At 30.9% G+C, this 18,708-nt stretch carries 16 protein-coding genes; 6 read left to right on the top strand and 10 right to left on the bottom strand.

What is annotated here, in order from left to right; translation table 11 throughout:
- Window positions 1–10: 10 nt before the first annotated feature.
- On the bottom strand, window positions 11–3,094 hold the full coding sequence (locus Q4487_RS00435) for a TonB-dependent receptor (RefSeq protein ID WP_303543837.1): 3,084 nt from the start codon (window positions 3,092–3,094) through the stop codon (window positions 11–13).
- Window positions 3,095–3,336: 242 nt separating this feature from the next.
- A complete protein-coding gene (locus tag Q4487_RS00440) occupies window positions 3,337–4,971 on the bottom strand; it encodes a hypothetical protein (RefSeq protein ID WP_303543840.1) in 1,635 nt (544 codons plus the stop codon).
- A 449-nt stretch (window positions 4,972–5,420) separates the two neighbouring features.
- On the opposite strand from Q4487_RS00440, the gene Q4487_RS00445 reads away from it, so the two are divergent.
- Together Q4487_RS00445 and Q4487_RS00450 are read left to right on the top strand one after the other, a co-directional pair.
- The gene (locus Q4487_RS00445; protein ID WP_303543843.1) at window positions 5,421–6,011 is read left to right on the top strand and encodes a DUF6134 family protein; all 591 of its coding nucleotides are present in this window, start codon (window positions 5,421–5,423) and stop codon (window positions 6,009–6,011) included.
- Between the two features lie 11 nt (window positions 6,012–6,022).
- Window positions 6,023–6,799: a patatin-like phospholipase family protein gene (locus Q4487_RS00450; RefSeq protein ID WP_100896368.1), complete on the top strand. Its 777-nt coding sequence runs from the start codon at window positions 6,023–6,025 to the stop codon at window positions 6,797–6,799.
- Between the two features lie 78 nt (window positions 6,800–6,877).
- Here Q4487_RS00450 and Q4487_RS00455 read toward each other — a convergent pair whose 3' ends face one another.
- A complete protein-coding gene (locus tag Q4487_RS00455) occupies window positions 6,878–8,233 on the bottom strand; it encodes a sugar MFS transporter (protein ID WP_303543847.1) in 1,356 nt (451 codons plus the stop codon).
- 342 nt (window positions 8,234–8,575) lie between these two features.
- On the opposite strand from Q4487_RS00455, the gene Q4487_RS00460 reads away from it, so the two are divergent.
- Together Q4487_RS00460 and trxB are read left to right on the top strand one after the other, a co-directional pair.
- Complete coding sequence (locus Q4487_RS00460; protein ID WP_303543850.1) at window positions 8,576–9,721, top strand: formylglycine-generating enzyme family protein; 1,146 nt, start codon at window positions 8,576–8,578, stop codon at window positions 9,719–9,721.
- A gap of 111 nt (window positions 9,722–9,832) precedes the next feature.
- Window positions 9,833–10,789 (top strand): thioredoxin-disulfide reductase, encoded by a 957-nt coding sequence (trxB, locus tag Q4487_RS00465; protein ID WP_303543853.1) that lies wholly within the window; start codon window positions 9,833–9,835, stop codon window positions 10,787–10,789.
- A 13-nt stretch (window positions 10,790–10,802) separates the two neighbouring features.
- Here trxB and Q4487_RS00470 read toward each other — a convergent pair whose 3' ends face one another.
- From Q4487_RS00470 to Q4487_RS00490, 5 genes are all read right to left on the bottom strand, one after another.
- Window positions 10,803–11,846 (bottom strand): aminotransferase class I/II-fold pyridoxal phosphate-dependent enzyme, encoded by a 1,044-nt coding sequence (locus Q4487_RS00470; RefSeq protein ID WP_303543856.1) that lies wholly within the window; start codon window positions 11,844–11,846, stop codon window positions 10,803–10,805.
- On the bottom strand, window positions 11,846–12,856 hold the full coding sequence (locus Q4487_RS00475; RefSeq protein WP_303543859.1) for a dipeptide epimerase: 1,011 nt from the start codon (window positions 12,854–12,856) through the stop codon (window positions 11,846–11,848). The genes Q4487_RS00470 and Q4487_RS00475 overlap by 1 nt, the downstream gene beginning before the upstream one ends.
- Window positions 12,857–12,946: 90 nt before the next feature.
- Window positions 12,947–13,663: a head GIN domain-containing protein gene (locus tag Q4487_RS00480; protein WP_303543862.1), complete on the bottom strand. Its 717-nt coding sequence runs from the start codon at window positions 13,661–13,663 to the stop codon at window positions 12,947–12,949.
- Window positions 13,664–13,763: 100 nt separating this feature from the next.
- Window positions 13,764–15,497 carry a PspC domain-containing protein gene (locus Q4487_RS00485; RefSeq protein ID WP_303543865.1) on the bottom strand — a complete coding sequence of 578 codons (1,734 nt, stop codon included), beginning with the start codon at window positions 15,495–15,497 and terminating at the stop codon, window positions 13,764–13,766.
- Window positions 15,490–15,834 (bottom strand): PadR family transcriptional regulator, encoded by a 345-nt coding sequence (locus Q4487_RS00490; RefSeq protein ID WP_100896358.1) that lies wholly within the window; start codon window positions 15,832–15,834, stop codon window positions 15,490–15,492. The genes Q4487_RS00485 and Q4487_RS00490 overlap by 8 nt, the downstream gene beginning before the upstream one ends.
- Window positions 15,835–16,073: 239 nt before the next feature.
- On the opposite strand from Q4487_RS00490, the gene Q4487_RS00495 reads away from it, so the two are divergent.
- On the top strand, window positions 16,074–16,529 hold the full coding sequence (locus Q4487_RS00495) for a DUF4442 domain-containing protein (RefSeq protein ID WP_100896878.1): 456 nt from the start codon (window positions 16,074–16,076) through the stop codon (window positions 16,527–16,529).
- A 139-nt stretch (window positions 16,530–16,668) separates the two neighbouring features.
- Here Q4487_RS00495 and Q4487_RS00500 read toward each other — a convergent pair whose 3' ends face one another.
- Window positions 16,669–17,004: a hypothetical protein gene (locus tag Q4487_RS00500; protein ID WP_303543867.1), complete on the bottom strand. Its 336-nt coding sequence runs from the start codon at window positions 17,002–17,004 to the stop codon at window positions 16,669–16,671.
- Between the two features lie 83 nt (window positions 17,005–17,087).
- Entirely contained in the window at window positions 17,088–18,383 is a 1,296-nt protein-coding gene (locus Q4487_RS00505; protein ID WP_303543869.1) for a D-alanyl-D-alanine carboxypeptidase/D-alanyl-D-alanine-endopeptidase, read from the bottom strand.
- 105 nt (window positions 18,384–18,488) lie between these two features.
- On the opposite strand from Q4487_RS00505, the gene Q4487_RS00510 reads away from it, so the two are divergent.
- A complete protein-coding gene (locus Q4487_RS00510; RefSeq protein WP_100896355.1) occupies window positions 18,489–18,686 on the top strand; it encodes a hypothetical protein in 198 nt (65 codons plus the stop codon).
- Window positions 18,687–18,708 lie beyond the last annotated feature (22 nt).

Below are 18,708 nucleotides of genomic sequence, written 5' to 3' on the forward strand. Positions count from 1 at the left end.
TAATCAGTTATTAAAAGTGCAATTGCACTCCAAGTAAAAATTGTCTTGCAACTGGGTAGTTACCTTTATCAATTCCTCTAGTAAATATACCATCACCACCAACCTCAGGATCATAACCTGTGTATTCTGTAAACGTAAATGGGTTAGTTGCAGAAAGGTATATTCTTGCAGAATTTACTCCTAGTTCTGGTATGTCTTTAAGTGTATAACCAAGGCTAATGTTTCTAATTCTAAAGTAAGTACCATCTTCTAAAAAATAATCAGATCTAGACCTTACATTATTATGAATAGAGTTTTGCCTATTTGTAGGAACATCAGAATTAGGATTTTGTGGGCTCCACATATAAAATTGCTCTAAGTGCCTACCCTGAGTGTAAGCATAGTATTTAGCTCCGTTATAAATTTCTGCACCTTTAGAGAAATAAGATTGAATGTAGAAGTCAAAGTTTTTATAATCTAAATTTAAGCTTAAACCAGCTTCAAAATCTGCTTGTCCAGATCCAGAGTACACACGGTCATTGTCATTAATAACATTGTTACCATCTATATCCTTGTACATCATATCTCCTAACTGTGCACTTTTATTAATTACTTTGTAAGCATCTAACTGTTCTTGTGTTTTAATAACACCATCATGCTGTACTAAGAAAAAGGCGCCGGCCTCATAACCTTCTGCTAAAAAAGTAGTAAAATCGATATTACCACCTAAAACTGTAGAAGGCCTTCCGTTACCATAACCTCTTGTTGTGCCATTAAGGTTAGTAACCTCATTATCATTCTTAGTAAAAGTTGCACTAATTGTATAACCAAAATCTCCTTTTTTAGACCTGTTTTTAAAGCTTGCGGCCAACTCTATACCCTTATTAACCATATTACCAGCGTTAATAACTTTAGTGTCATAAACATTAGTGTTAGGGTGATAAGTACCTGCAGAGGAAGGTAAACGCTCCTCTAGTAGCATATCTTTTTTATCGTTTTGGTAAACATCTGCTGTAATGTTTAGTTTGTTTTCTAATAAAGTAAGATCTATACCAATGTTTTTAGATATTGTAGTTTCCCATTTAATATTTGGATCTACAAATCTTCTTTGTGTTAATCCAAAGCTTAATGTTTCATTACCACCAAAAGGATAATTAACACCACTTTCTATAGATGGTATGTATGAGTATGAAGGTATGTTTTGATTTCCTAACTCTGCATAACTAACTCTAAGTTTAAACTGGTTTACAAAAGATATATTTTTAAAAAAGTTTTCTTCATGAATATTCCAACCGGCAGAAAATCCATAAAAGTCACCATATCTATTTTTTTCTGAGAAACGAGAAGAACCATCTCTTCTGTAACTAGCAGAAAATAAGTATTTTTCATCAAAATTATATTGTATTCTCCCAAGTTTACCAGCTAGCTTTCTATCATCAATAAAAGAAGTAGGAGCAATAGGGTCACTACCAGAACCTAGTGTTTTTGAACTGTTACCAGACTCCTCACTAAAGTTAACCCCTAAACCTAGTGATTTAGAATTAAACTCTTCATAAGATAAAACAGCTAAAAAGTTTAAATTGTGTTTCCCTAAAGATTTTTTATAGGTAAACATATTTTCAATAACGTTTCTTTCTGTAGAAACAAAGTTCTCTTCTAATTTTGCATTTTCTCTAGATGCAGTAGGGTTTAAACCATCTTTGTCATATACTAAATATTGTGGTTGAAAGAAAGAACGACTATAGTCATATGTATTTCTACCCAGGTTTACTTTATACGTAAAACCATCAAAGAACTCATATTGTAAATTAGCAGCAATATTTACGCTTGTTGTTTTACGGTCGTCTTCATTATTTAGTTGCTGAGAAAGGTAACTGTATAATATAGCATTACGTACCGGAATTTCTACGCCGTTACCACCAACGCTGTTTAAGCCAGTTAAAGGTGGTTGCCAAGGTTTTTGAGCTATAGAATACTCATACAAACCCCAAGGCTCTTGCTCTCTATTTTCATTTGTATAGCCAATTGTAGCAAATGCTTTAAATTTATTTTTTCTAAACTCACCTGTAAAACGAGTTGCTAGCCTGTCAAAACCAGAATTAACTAAAATACCATCTTGGTTAAAGTAATTTGTATTGAAGCTTAGTGTTAAGTTTTCACTACCACCAGAAACACCTAAACTGTAGTTTCTTATTATAGCGCCATCATTTTGAACATCACCCACAAAATCTGAGTCATAATCTAATGCATCTGGATTAAAAAAGAAAATTAAAGGATCTCGCCCTAGTGCTTTAAGCATTACATCTTCTGCATATATCTGCTGTTGTGTATTCATTAAAGCTGTACCAGATGTAATATCTTGTATACTTGTATAAGTGTTAAAGTCTACTTTTATACTACCAGACTTTCCTTTTTTTGTAGTTATAAGTATAACACCGTTAGATGCTCTTGTACCATATATTGATGCTGCTGCACCATCTTTTAAAATATCTACAGAAGATATAAGCTCTGGAGATATGTTTGGATTATCTTCGTAAGGAATACCATCTACAACGTATAATGGGCCTAGAGCATTTGGACTAACAGAGCCTAGCCCTCTAATTTGTACATTTGCAGCTTCTCCAGGTCTACCACTACTAGCTTGTATATTTACACCAGCAACCTGGCCTTGTAGAGCTGTACCAAGATCTGATGTAGCTGTTTTATCTATTACATCATTACTAATATTTACTACAGCACCAGTAACTTCTTTTTTCTTTTGAGTACCGTAACCAATAACTATAACTTCTTGTAAAGCAGCAGCATCTGGCTCTAAAGTTACATTAATATTTTCCTGGCCGGTTAATAAAATTTCTTTAGACTTGTAACCAACATAGCTGTAAACAAGAGTATTACCTTTTTCGGCTTTAATTGTATAGTTACCATCAAAATCTGTATAAGTACCATTAATTGTACCTTTAATTATTACATTTACGCCTCCAATAGGAAAGCCTTCAGCAATAACAGTACCTTTTACCTCACTAGTTTGTGCATACCCAAAGGTAAAACTGAAGAATAGCACCCAAACGAGTAATTTGGGCTTTAACCTTCTTGTTAAATTAAGTTTAATTTTCATAAAAAGTTTGTTTAAGTTAATTAGCTACAAATGTTGTTTATATTAACCCATGTATGTGTTATTTTAACTAGACTAGAACTAAACAAAACACTACAAAATGCAATTTTAACTAGACTTATAATGAACAATTTGCATTTGTTTATTTTTATTAGCTACTTGTTATCAGTGGTTTACATTTATGTATTTTAAATGCTAATCCTTTTTTTTCTGAACCAATGGTGTTAATGTATAACGACGTAGTTTTAAAATCTACTGATAAAATCTTCTAGGTTATCTTCTCTTTTTAAACCAAGTTTTTTTCTAAGCCTATATCTAGATGTGTGTACGCTTTCTACAGAAATACCCAGTAATTTAGACATATCCTTACTAGGGAAATTTAAGCGGACTAAAGCGCATATTTTTTGATCTGTCTGGCTTAACTGTGGGAATTTTACTCTAAGATTTTCGTAAAAGCTTTGGTTTATTGTAGTAAAACGAGCTTCAAACTCAGACCAATTTTTGCTAGGAGTTCCTTGAAAAGTTTTTAGTGCTCTTAAAATAACTTTTTTATTTACAGTTTCTCCTGCTACTTCTATCTTCTTTTGTAAGCCAGCAATAAATTCATCTTTCTCTATTAATCTTAATGCTGCCTGGGTAAGCTCTTTGTTTTTTAATTCTAAAACCTCATTTGTTTTCTGAGTTTTTAATTTTTGCTTCTCGGTAATTATTTGCTTTTCAGTTCTGTGCTTGTTTTTTATTTGTTTTATTAAAACAATACCGTAAAAAAGAAGGGATATAATAAGTATGATGAGAATTATTGACTTTAAAAGCCAAATTTTGTCTTCCTGTTCATAATTAGCTATTAGTTGTTCTTGTAAAGCGTCTTCTTGTTTTTCTTTTTCTAATCTATAATTATCTTTAATCTCTAGTAGATGTTTACTGTTTTCACTAGTAATTCCGAATATTTTATTATTTAGAACTGTTTCCTTGTTTAAATAGTAGTAAGCTTCTTTGTAATTTTTTAAGTCAAGGTAAATTTCTTTTAACCCTTCATATGCTTTTAGCTTATAATTTAAATGACTTTTATTATTTTCAGATAAGCTTATAGATTTTTTATACTCTAAAATACTTTCGTCATACTTATGCATCATTCTATATACATCTGCATTTAGTGCGTATATAACTGCCAGGTATGTTTTGTCTTTGTAGGTAAAGTGGTTTTTACAGCTGTCTAGTTTTTCTATTGCAGTATTATAGTTGCCTTTAACAGCTTCTAAATATCCTTTTTCTGCTTTAATATAATAACTAGTTAATTTTGGTTCTAATTTAGCTTGGTAGTAAATACAAGAATCTAGGTATTGTGCTGCTTTTTTATAATTTTTATTACCTCTGTATAAATTAACTATAGAAAAATAATCACTCGCAATAAAATGGGCGTTAGATTCATTTTTTTTAAATTTTATCTTTCTAAGTTTAATACTTTTATTAAAGTATTCTAGAGCTTTTTCATCACGCTTATAAAAACTATAAAGCCACCCAATTTCTTGGTAAACATCTGCTGTTAACTTAGGGTCTTTTATTTTGTCTGCAAGTAAAAGTGCTTTCCAGTATCCATCATAAGACTTGCTGTAATTTAAATTATGAGAATATAAAATAGATATTTCTTTTAATGCCTTTATTGCAGAAATGGTGTCTTTTTTCTCAAGATCTAAGTCTATTTTTTGTTTAAAATAATAAGCAGAACTGTCAGGATTTTTGTGAGCCCACTCACGTGCCAAATTTAAATAATTTTCTGTTTGTCTATTGTCTTGGCAGTAAATGTTTGTTGTGTTTAAGACAATTAATGTTAAAATTGTAAGTCTTAAGTTAAGCTTTAGTTTAAGTATGGAGGATATCATAAAATATGAATTTGCTATTTTTTACAACTATTTTTAATGGTTTATTATTTATAAGTACCTAATAATGTGTAGTTGAAAATTTTATAGCTTGTTGTTTATAGTTTTTAGTTTGTTAATAATTAAAGTGTGTTGGTCTGGTTATTGTAAAAATTACAAAAAATAAAAGTAGTTAAAAATACAACTAGGTCTAGTCGTATTTTACTTACAATGCGCATTTGTCTAGTTTTAGTCTAGTTTAAAATGACTTATTTTGGTGTAAATATTCTAAAAATTGAGTTTTTAGAATTAAAATGTGGTAATATAAAGAAGAAGATTGTTAATATATTTACTAAATTTTAAGTAATGTGTAGTTAAAATTTATACTGATATATATCATTTTTAAATTAATTAAATTTAAATAGCTTGGTATAAAAATGATGCTAAACTAAATAAATACTATTTTAAATTATATGATAAAAAACATAGCGCTTGTATTATTTTTTTGTGGTTTATTAATTAATACTAAAGCAGACACAACTGTTTTAAATTTTAATATTCTTCACAAAAATAAAGTTGTTGGTAGTTTAGTAGCAACCAAAGTTATTAATGGGGATATAATTAGTTACCATAGTTTTACACAAATACAAACTAAAATTATAACAACTGTAGATTTAAAATACGATTATAACGTAACTTTTAATAGTGATAAACTTTTTAACTCTAACGTTAATATTTTACTTAATGGTAAGTCTTTAGCAGAAACAAGTACATTGTTTAGGAATGGAGAATATTTAGTAACTAAAAATAAAAAGGTACTTAAATTACAAGATTCAATTGTCTATAGCACTGTATTGTTGTATTTTAAAGAACCCATAAATGTTAAAGAGTGTTACTCTGAGCAAGACGGGTCTTTTAATACACTAGTTTCTTTAGGAAACCACAAATACAAGAAAATTAATAGTAAAGGAAATGAAAATGTGTATGTATATAAAAATGGAGTTTTATATGAAGCAACTATAGATGGTGGTTTAATTAACTTTGTAATTCAATTAAAAAAATAAAATAGTTTATAATGAATATAGGTCTTGTGCTTTCTGGAGGAGGAATTAGAGGTGTAGCTCACATTGGAGCAATTAAAGCCTTAGAGGAAAACAATATTTTTCCGACTCATATTTCAGGTACAAGTGCAGGTGCAATTGTAGGTTCTTTATATGCTAGTGGAGCTAGTTGGGAGCATATTTTACACTTTTTTAAAACAATACCTTTATTTAATAGACATAATTACGCCCGTAGTAAGCCTGGTTTTTTAGACACTGAAAAATATTATGAAAATTTTAAAGGTTTTTTTCCTGAAGATGATTTTAGTGCGTTAAAAAAACCGTTGTATGTTACAGGTACCAATATAATAGAGGGTACATTAAAGGTTTTTGATAAAGGGCCTGTTATTAGACCTGTACTTGCTTCGGCTTCTTTTCCGGGTATGTTTACCCCTATAAAAATAGATGGTTCTTATTATGTAGATGGTGGTGTTTTAAACAATTTTCCTATAGAACCACTACAAAAGGACTGTGATAAAATTATAGGAGTATATGTAAATCCATTAAAGAAAATAAAAATAGAAGACTTAAAACATTCTTATACAGTTGTAGAACGTGCTTACAAATTAAAGTCTGCATCAGAATCTATGCTTAAATTTAATTTATGTGATATGATAGTTTTACCTGAAGGATTATCTGATTTTGGTACGTTTGATATGGGAAGTATTGATACTATATTTGAACTTGGTTATTCTGCAACAAAAAAGCTTCTTGAAACTGATGCAAACTTATCTAATTTTAAAAGTGTTTAAATTACTATATAAAGTCTATAATTAAAAAAGCTTCTCTGTAATAGAGAAGCTTTTTTAATATTTTAAGCTAAAACAACATTATGCACTAGCGGTTTCTTTGCTTGATTCTTTTGTGCTTTTCATCCAAAAATATAATATGGTAAATAATACAATTAATATTGCCGGAAAAAGTACCATAGTACCTAAAGTTTCTTGACCTGACTCTAAAATTACGTTATTTATTGAAGACTCTAAATTACTCTCGCTAACATTAATTAATGAAGCAGCTTCATTTAGATTTTCTTTACTTTCAAAAATATTTTTAGCCTCATTAAATATTTTTCCAGAAACATTAAGTGAAGAATTGGCTATTTTATCAACATCAGAATCAATCCAACCACCAATAATTGGTTGAAAAATAGAAGATGAAAACATACCTATAGCACCAATAATAGACATTCCTAAAGCACCGGTTTTTGGAGTTTTGGTAGCGGTTAACCCAATCATATTAGGCCAAAAATAAGCAACACCAAGAGCAAAAAATATAGCGGCTACGTAAGCCATTGCTCCTGTTTGTGTACTAAATAAATATATACCTAAAGTTGCCAGTACAGCAGAACCTAAAAGTACCCCCGTTTGGTTAAATTTAGCTACCATACTACCTCCAAAATACCTGGCAACAGCCATTAAACCGGCAGTTAACGCTAAAATAAGTGTTGGTTCTGCGCCACTTTTAGAAAGTATAAGACCAACCCACTGGTTTGGACCAAATTCAGATATGGCAGTTAATGCCATACATAACCCTATGAATAAAAATAAAGGGGTAAACATACCTTTTAAGTTTCCGCTAATAGTTGCCGCTTCTTCAATTTTAGCTTTTGGCCAAGTTTGACCATAAAATAAATAGGCATAAATAATAGCCGGTATTAATAATAACCATACTTGGTTTTGTCCTATAATTTCAAAATCTGTCATAAAGCCAGATAGTAAACTACCAATAGCTATTCCTCCAGGAAACCACATATGAAAGCGGTTTAACATTGTGCTCATTCTGTTTCCTTTGTATGCATCTGCAATCATAGGGTTACAAGCTGCTTCAGTACAACCATTACCAAGGCCTATAAGCAAGTTGGCTATTAATAGACCTATATAGTTACCAGAGAATATTAAAAGTAAAATACCAATTGAATGAGCAAAAAAAGCAAATTGCATTATAATTTTTCCGCCTACTTTGTGATAAATTAAACCACCAACAACCATAGAAATAGGGAAACCTAAGAACCACATAGAAGTAATTAAACCAGCTTGACTTGCACTTAAAGCCAGCTCTGTTTTTAGTTGATCTAAAATACCTGCTGCTATGGCAAATGAGAATGCCGTTGTAATTAGGGCAAAGCAGCTACCGTAAAATAGTCTTTTTGCGTTAGTTCCTGTTCCCGAATTTGTGTTTTCCATAAGTTAGTTTGTTTTGTTTGGTAAAATTGAGTTTTAGTTAAGTTTTTATATAAAAATCTAAAATAGACTTTATATGATAATTCAGTTGTTAAATTTTAAAAATAATAAAGTTTTACTTCCAAATACAAATTTAATAGTAATGACTAGGATATAATTTTATTATATATTTTTTATAGGGGTGTTTTTTGTCAATTTGATAATTTTTAATCATTTGTAACTGCTGTAAATAGTCAATAAATACCATTTGTTATACAAATAAGCACGTATTTATTACTGAGAAATACATTAAACTTTTTTTAGATCTATATATTTGTTACTACTTATTTTTTATCAAATTAAATTATGAAACTTAAAATGCGTAGCCTACATTATATTTTACTTTTATCTTTTGTAGCAATTGTTTGTACACAATGTAAAGATGTACCTAAAAAAGAACAGCAAGAACCAAAGAAAACTGTTACTCCAAAAAAGGATAATGTAAAAAAGGATACTACTTATACCTTAATAACAGAAAAACCTGAAGATGTAAAAGTGCCTGAAGGTATGGTTTGGATACCTGGAGGTATGTTTGTACAAGGAGCAGTGCCACAGGATAAAATGGCAATGCAGCATGAGAAACCTGCACACAAAGTAGCTGTAGATGGTTTTTTTATGGATATTACAGAAGTGACCAATGCGCAGTATGCTAAGTTTGTTAAAGAAACAGGTTACATTACTGTTGCAGAAAGAGCAATAGATTGGGAAGAAATGAAAAAACAAGTTCCAGAAGGAACACCAAAACCACACGACTCTATACTACAGCCAGGCTCATTAACGTTTAAAAAAAGTAAAAAATCTGTCCCTAATTTATTCGATTTTTCTCAGTGGTGGGACTGGACAATTGGTGCTAATTGGAAACATCCAAACGGACCTAAAAGCTCTATAAAAGGATTAGATAACCATCCGGTTGTACAAATTTGTTATGAAGATGCAATGGCTTATTGTAACTGGGCAGGAAGAAGATTGCCAACAGAAGCAGAGTGGGAGTATGCTGCAAATGGAGGAAAAACAGGAACCATATTTTTTTGGGGAGATGATAAATCTGTGTTGTCTAAAAACGCCAATAGTTGGGAAGGAGAATTTCCTGTAGAAAACAGTAAAAAAGATGGATATGAGAATCGTGCACCTGTAAAAAGTTACCAGCCTAACGGTTATGGATTGTATGATATGGCAGGTAATGTTTGGGAGTGGACAACAGATTGGTACAATGTTAATTATTATAAAGAATTGGCAGCTGTTACAACTAAAAAAAATCCGCTTGGTGCAACAGATGCATATAACCCTCAAAACCTTTATATTAAAGAAAAAGTTATTAAAGGAGGATCTTTCTTATGTAGTGACAGTTACTGTGCTAGTTATAGAATATCTGCTCGTATGGGATCTAGTGTAGACTCTTCTGCAGAACACACAGGTTTTAGAACAGTTGCTACGGTAAAAATGTTAAAATAAAGTCAAATTATATATGACTATGACTCTATTGTAACAATTTATGGCAATAAGCTTTTCAGTTTGCATAAAAAAATTACATTTGTGTTCTAAACTAAACTTTGAACTAATATTATGTCAGATACAATAGAGAGAATTAAATGTCTTATTATAGGCTCTGGACCAGCAGGATATACTGCTGCAATTTATGCTTCTAGAGCAGATTTGAAACCTGTAATGTATACAGGTATGGAGCCAGGCGGACAATTAACAACTACTACAGAGGTAGATAATTTTCCAGGGTATCCAGAAGGTATAGACGGACCAACAATGATGACGCAATTGCAAGCTCAAGCAGAACGTTTTGGTACAGAAGTAAGAATAGGTATGGTTACAGCAGTAGAGTTTGACGAAACTGTGGGTGGTATACACAAAGTAACTGTAGATAACTCTAAAACTATTGAAGCAGAAACAGTTATTATTTCTACAGGAGCAACTGCAAAATATTTAGGATTAGAAAGCGAACAACGTTTACGTGGAGGCGGAGTATCTGCATGTGCTGTTTGTGACGGTTTCTTTTATAAAGGACAAGATGTTGCTATTGTTGGGGCAGGAGATACTGCTGCAGAAGAGGCATCATACTTAGCAAATATTTGTAACAACGTTACTATGCTTGTACGTAGAGATGAAATGAGAGCATCTAAAGCAATGCAACATAGAGTAAATAGTATTTCTAATATTACTGTAAAATATAATACCGAGGTAGATGAAGTATTAGGAGAGCAGGTTGTAGAAGGTTTACGTATGGTAAACAATCAAACTAAAGAAAAAGAAGAAATAGCAATTACAGGACTTTTTATTGCTATTGGACATAAACCTAATACAGACATATTTAAAGGACAATTAGATATGGATGAAACAGGTTACTTAATTACAGAGGGTAAGTCTACTAAAACAAATTTACCAGGTGTATTTGCTAGTGGAGATGTACAAGATAAAGAATATAGACAAGCAGTTACTGCTGCAGGTACAGGTTGTATGGCAGCTTTAGATGCAGAACGTTATTTAGCAGCTATAGAAGAAATAGCTTAGTTTAAGATAAAACTTAATCATAAAGGGTATTAATAAGGCTAACAACTTTATTAATATCCTTTTTTTTATGGTGTGCACTTAGCACAATACGGCTCATAGTAGGTGAATCTTTGTCAGGATAATTAAAACTAGTAACTATAATATTGTGCTCTTTTAAATAAGTAGTTATTTTTTGATCACTGTATGTAAAAGCTGAGTGGTTTGGCATAAACGTAAACAGCTCTTTATTATTTAAGCCCTTTAAAAAAAGTTGAATGTGTTGTTTTAACTTTTGTTGTCTTTTTTTATAGATATTTTCTGCAGTTACTATTGTAGCTATGTTTGCAGGTGTAGCCGGACTAGCGCCTCCAAAAAATGCTGTATTTTTTAATTCTTCTATTTTTTTAGTTGTGCCAAAAATAGCTCCTGCTTGCACAGCAAAACCTTTGCCAAGTGAACTACATACTATAAGCTCTTTTGGATTTAATTTATGTAATTGAGCATAACAGCCAGTACCATTATTTAAGGGTAAACCTATGGTGTGTGAGTCGTCTGCAACTACTATTATTTTATCTAATGGTAATTGTTGTAACCCTTTAAAGTTGGGATAATTTAGGCCATAAAAATCTAAGCTATCTAAAAAAACTACAGGAGTAACATTAGATTTTTTAATATGATTTTCTACTGCAACAGCCAAGTCACTATAACTTGCATAATTGCTAGAGTTGTTTTGATGTAGAGCAGTGTGTGAGTTTGGAGCGTAAAATAAACTATGCCCTTGTGCTTTAAAGTAATTGCAAGCTAATTGTCCTGCTAAATAGCCCGAGGATAAGGTTACACAAGCTTTACTGCCTACAAGCTTTGCAAGGTATTTTTCTGTCTCATCATACACATCAATTTTAATATTTGACTTTCTGGAAGCACCATAATTGGTACCATACTTTTTAATATTTTTAAAGTAAATTTTTAAAAACTTCTTGTGCTTTTGAAGTCCTAGGTATGCGGTACCTCCAAAATATAATTTTTTAGCACCATTAACCTTAATTTTTCTAGCAGGAAAAGAAGAAACGTAAGTCATTATAAAAGTGTAATACCAGAACCACCATTATTTGGAAAAATTAAATTTCCGTTTGGCTCTATTTCTACTCCTTTTGCAATGTCTTTACTTAAAAGCATTGCGCCATCCATATCTACATAATCTAATTGTGGCGTTAGTTGCGCTATTGCAGAAATTCCCACAGAAGACTCTGTCATACAACCAACCATAACTTTTAGTCCAAGTTCTTTACCTTTTTTTATCATTCTAAGAGCAGGAGTTAAGCCGCCGCACTTGGTAAGTTTTATATTGATACCATTAAAATGATAGCCACATTTTTCTACGTCAGATTCTACTATGCAACTTTCATCTGCAATAACAGGCAAAACACTAGCGTGCATAACTTGTTCCATTCCTGTCCAATCATCTGCTTTTAGTGGTTGTTCTAAAAACTCTACACCTAACTTTTTAAGTTCAGGAGCATTATTAATAGTTTCTTCTGCTGTCCAGGCGCAATTGGCATCAATCCTAAAAACGGCATCAGAGTGTTTTCTAAGTTCTTTAACTATAGCAACATCTTGATTTGTACCTAATTTAATCTTGTAAATAGGCCAAGGTTGTTCTTTCATTTTAGCTACCATATTATCTATAGAATCTATACCAATGGTAAAGTTTGTAATAGGGTAGGAGCTGTTATCTGTATTCCATATTTTATACAAAGGTTTGTTTAAAATTTTACCATACAAGTCGTGTGCAGCTAAATCTAAAGCGCAAATAGCAAAGTTGCTTAATTGTTTTTTGTTTAAAAATTGATTAAAATCTTCAGGTGTAGTAAAATTGTAATGTTCTATTTCTGTTCGTATGTTTTCAATTTCTTGTTGCATACTCTCAAAAGTAATTTTGTAGTAAGGGTTTGCTGTAGCTTCACCATAACCAACTTTACCTTTTAAACCAAGACTTACTACCATACTGTCTTGAAAATTATGAGACTCTCTAGAAATACTAAATGTATGTTTTAGGGGAAGAATATACTTTGTTAAGGTTAAATTCATATCAGTATTTAAATTTATACTAATATAATAAGGTCAACCTTGTAAACAAAACAAGATTGACCTTAATAAAACGCTTTTAACATTTAGTATTTATCTCTTTTTTACGCTACCAGAAGAAGATTTATTTTTTTTAACAGTAGCATTACCCGTATACAATATATCTGCTCCACTACTTGCATCTGCAATTAAAGAATCTGATACATCTACGCTAATATCTGCTCCGCTACTAGCATCTGCATCACAGTTTTTTGTTTTTAACTCACGCGCATCAATATCAGAACCGCTACTAGCATTTGCAGTTAAGTTATTTGTTTTACCACTTAACTTAATATCTGCTCCACCACTACAATCTGCGTTTACAGAGTTTGCTACTAAAGCAATTTGTATATCAGCTCCGCTACTGGCATTTAAATCAATTTCGTCAGCTTCTATTTGAGATTCTGAATTTAAGTCTGCTCCGCTAGAACTATATAAAGCAGTAATAACAGGTAGTGTAACGTGTACGTTTTTAGTAGCTCTACCAATGTTTTCAATAGCGTGTATTTTAAGTTTGCCATCTTTGACGTCTGTACCAATTAGGTCTATAACATTTTCATCTGCCTCTACTCGTATGCTAAATTCTTTTGCTTGCGTTACATAAACATTAATGCCTTCTGATGCCGAAACACGGTCAAAACTAGCTGCAATATCTCTGCTTTGTTCTGTTAGCACTCCGTTTCCTTTTTTACCATTTCCAAAGTTTACAGAGCAAGAAGTTAATAGTAAACTTAGTATTAATGCGATTGTGATTTTAGATAGTGTTGTCATAATTGTTGTTTTTGATTGATGATGTAAAAGTCTATAAATGTTAGTGTTATTTATAAAAAGATAGACCGAATTGTTGTTTTTTAGTGCTGAATTGTATGTTTTAATTTTTTGAAGCTTTGATACGTGCTCCGTTTTCATCTATTTTAATATTTAAAGAACTTTCATTTCCATTTATATTAATGTTTACGCCATCATCATCTACAGATAAGTTGGACTCTTCATTAACTTGTTTTTCTTCATCTTCTATAAATTCCTCTTCAATACAATCTAAACACTCCAGAACACCTTGTTTACTCATTACCCAAGTGTAGTCTTTAACTTCAGACCTGTAAATTTCTTCTTTGTATGATGTATGCCAACCAATATTGTGTGTGTCAGCATCAAAATCAAACTTAATAATTACATTTTTAGGAATATAAAGAGTAACGTTTACTTCTTGATCTCTAATTTTACCTTTGCTGTCTAGCAATAAAAAATTGTCTAATATTATTTTATTATCTAGCACTTGGTAATTATAGTCTATGGTTTTAGCTCTTTGTCTGGCTTCTTCAAAAGAACCACCTTGAGATACTTTCTGTATTTTAATTCTAGCTACGTCATCATTAGACCTAACAATATCAAATATAAAATCGTTATCTAATAATAGTTTTTTACCGTTTTCATCTATAGTAAATGTCATTCCATTAATTCTAAAATTTTCTGGTCTGTCATAGTTTTTACTAGTTCTAGTAGAAATATATAAAGTGTCTAAAGGCTGTGTAAATTTTAACTCCTCTGTTTTATTAACACTACCCTTGTACATATTAGCTGTAGCTTCTTTAATACCAACAATTGTTAAACCTATAATAGCAGCTAACCAAACACCAAACAATGTTATTTTTGCAATTGTACCAATAGATTTTAAGTTAGATACAACAATTTTTAATCCTAAATAAAGTAGAAAGAAAAATGGTATTGCTACGGCAAAAAATGTTAGTAATGATATAAGCCAAATTGGTGCGCTTGTACTATTAACTATACTATAAAGAGGTGTGTTGTTAATAACAAACGCATCTGTAAAACCCGCAGTAAATAAGCCTATAAAGGTGCCTATTACCACAGCACCACCAATTAAAATAAAGAATACACCTATAATTTTACCAATACTTTTAAATATAAAGCTAAAAAAGGTGCCTACAGCATCAAAAAAAGTTTGAATACCAGTTTTTAGCTTTCCGCTGGCTTTATTGTAATCTGCATTTTTAACTTTATCTGTAACAGTGTTAAAACTTTCTTTTACAGTACGTTCTATGTTGCTAATGTTTATAGACTCACCACGCATATCTAGTTTTTGCGAGGTTGTTTTAGCTTCTGGAATTAAAAATAATAATAGAATATAAATTACTATAAATCCGCTAAAAGTAGCCAGTGTAAGTACAACCCATAATAAACGAACCCACCAAGGGTTAATACCTAAATAGTGTGCCATACCAGCAGATATACCTCCTATGTATTTATTGTCTGTATCTCTGTATAGTTTTTTTGCTTTAGATTTTGATGTAGGCTGCTCTTCGTCCTCAAAAATCTCTTCGTCTACGCGGTAATCTTCAGGTTGTCCCATAACACCAATAACATCCTCTACATCTGTTTTGGTAATTACTTGTTGGTTATTTTTAACTTTTTCCTGAAAAAGCTCTGCAATTCTGGCTTCAATATCAGAAATAATTTCATCGCTACCCGCACCGTTGTTTAATGATTGCTTTATTGCTTTTAAATAATTGTCTAGTTTGCGGTATGCATCTTCGTCTATATGAAAGAATAAGTTAGCAAGGTTTATGTTTATCGTCTTATTCATTGTTCGTTTTTTTTGAGTTGGTAACTAGGTTTACGGCATTTCTTAGTTCGTCCCAGGTAGCATTTAATTCGGTTAAAAATTCTTCTCCTGTTTTTGTAAGCGCGTAGTATTTTCTTGGTGGGCCAGATGTAGACTCTTCCCAACGGTAAGTTAGTAGTCCTGCATTTTTTAATCTTGTTAATAATGGGTAAATAGTGCCTTCTACAACTAGCATTTTGGCATCTTTTAATGTTGCAAGAATTTCAGAAGTATATTTATCTTCTCCTTTAAGTATAGAGAGGATGCAATACTCTAAAACACCTTTGCGCATTTGTGCCTTTGTGTTTTCTATCTTCATAGTTTAGATATTCTTTTAATAACCCACCAAAAGGGGTTAATTGATTTGATGAACAAACTCCGCTGAATTATTTTTTTACAGAATTGATTAAGTTCTATAACTCTAACTTGTTAGTTTCTTATGCAAATATATATCTTTAAAAAGGTATTATGCAAAACATAGTACTAAAAATTAACTTTAATTTAACATTTATAAATTCAACTATTTTCAATACTTTTATAGAAATTATAAATGATAGAATGGCAAAGAGCACATTAAAATACAACGTATTTAATTTTTTTAAACTACCGTCTGCTTGGTGGTGTGGCGTACGTTTACAGCATATAGATGAAAAAAAAGCGGTAGTAACTGTAAAGCACAGATGGTTTAACCAAAACCCTTTTAACTCTATGTTTTGGGCTGTGCAAGGTATGGCTGCAGAATATGCAACAGGTATTATGGTTATTGACCAAATTGAGAAAAGTGGTAAAAAAATATCTATGTTAGTTGCGAGTAACAATGCAACATTTACTAAAAAGGCTACAGGAAGAATTACGTTTACTTGTGAAGACGGACACTTAATTGAAGATGCTATTGCTAAAACCGTTGCAACTGGAGAAGGACAAATTTTTACAATGAAATCTGTTGGTGTTAATAAAGACGGAGTAGTGGTGTCTACCTTTAATTTTGACTGGACAATACGTTTAAGAAAGTAAAGGTAATAAGTTAAAAGTGTTTACTTACGTTTTAATTTTTGTGCACAAATTAACTTATAGAGGTATAAAATTTAGTTTGTAAAAAAGTTTTTTAACTATTTGTTAGTTTAAAATTGAAAACAAATAATTGGTATTAGAATTATAAAAGTTCTAACCAGATAAAAGATCCTATTACAAAAAGTAAAGAACCAACTATTAGTTTTTTATTTATACTAGAGGTGTTTAGTACAGATAAAAAGATACCTAGAATGCAACCTGTAATAGCCCCTGCTGCTCCTAACCATATGTACAATAATTCTGGCATATTATGAGAGTGAGATTGTCCGTTTTGATAAATTAAAAACAATAGTATTATAGAGGCTAATAGGCAACCTGCAATTGTGTAAAGAATAAACCCTTTAAGTGTTGATTTGCATATAAATAACAACTTACTATTGTTTGCTTCTAGCTTACTTATGTTGTTGTTTTTTATCAAGTATAGCACTGTTAATGCGTATACAATACCGATTATTACTACTGTTATAATTATAGTTATGTCTTTAGTTTTGTAAAATAGGATTAATAATTATCTCTTATCATTTCTAAAACAGTCTGTATTTCTTTTTTTACATCAGAAGTTTTTGTTTTAAAATGATTATTCATAAAACTAAAAATTAACGTTTTTCCAGATTTGGTAATTAAGTATCCGCTTAAACTATAATTGTTACCCAAACTACCAGATTTTGCATAAATGTATGGTTTAGGAGTGCCTTTATACCAGTTTTTTAAGGTTCCAGATTCGCCACCAACAGGAAATAAAGAAAATAACCTGTTTTTGGAAATTTGATGATACATTTTATCTAATACTTGCACATAAGATGCTGGTGTAAATAAGTTGTATCTAGAGAGTCCAGAGCCATCTACCCAGCGTGGTTGTTGTTCTAGATCTGCTAAGTCAGTTTTTAAAATATGTTTTATTGCTTTATTTACATTTAGGGTATCAGACAAAGTGCTAGAGGCCATAACCAGTAACTGTTCTGCTAAAAAATTATCACTTACAAACATCATACGGCGTGCAATACTATCTGTAGCAATACCGTAAAGTGTTGTTTTTTTTGTATTTGGTAATGTATTGGTGTTTTTAATTTTTTTATTTATTTCTTTTTCTATTAGTGCTTTTGTTAGTTTATTACTTGTTTTAAAAGGGACTTCTATAGTATCTTTTAAGTTAGGACTTATATAAAAAATGTTTTTAGCCATTTCTCTTTTAAAGCTGTGTGGTTTTCTAGAAACACTATCTTTAAAATAATTAGGGTAGGTTTTAATTTCTCCTTTTTTATAAGCAGTTACTACGTTACCATAAAGAGGAAAACCACTACGTTCTGGTGTAAAATAAGTATCAAAATCTTCCCAAGCCCAACCGCCACCAAACTTATCTGATGTAAAATTAGCCAAGTATAAAGCTATATTTTGTTGTTGTTTTAAAAATGTGATAGCTGTACTATCTTTAAAATAGGGGTGTAGTGTTGTTGGGTTTCCTGTTCCTTGTATATAAGTAATATTATCTTTTACACTATATTTTAATAAAGGGCTATACTCTGGTAATAGTTTTAAAGCAGTGTAAAGCGTAAATATTTTTGTATTACTGGCAGGTGTAAAATATTTGGTGCTGTTTTTCTCAAAAATAGTTTTTTTGCTTTCTGGATCATAAACTTTAATACCTACAAAGTGATTTTTAAAAAGCGAAGTATCTAATTTACTATTGGTTTTTTTTGTGATTTTTTGTTTTGTAGAGGCACAACTACTCAAGAGTACTAAAATTGTAAAATATATAAAAGTTCTGTAGTTATTGTAAAATCTGATATTGTAGGACATTACGTATGTTTTAATTGAATAATTTAAATATTTAACATTTTATATAGACAATAATTAGCTCTTTTATCGTTAAATTTATGGAATAATAATTTAATAATTATAAATATGGCAAGAGCAATGTTTGATTACACTAAAACTGTTTTGCAAAAAGTAAGTTTTGATTCTAAGTTGTTTTGCAAAGAGCTAGAAAAAGCAATTTCAAGATTATTACCCTATGAGGTAGACGAGCTTAAACTCTGGTTAAACTCTTTTACTACAGATAAGCCAGAATTGAGGCAGTGTATGATTTACATCAAAAAATAGGAAATGCTAAAAAGCCACCATA

Source organism: Cellulophaga sp. 3_MG-2023, assembly GCF_030546975.1.
In the GTDB taxonomy this organism is placed as follows: Bacteria; Bacteroidota; Bacteroidia; order Flavobacteriales; family Flavobacteriaceae; genus Cellulophaga.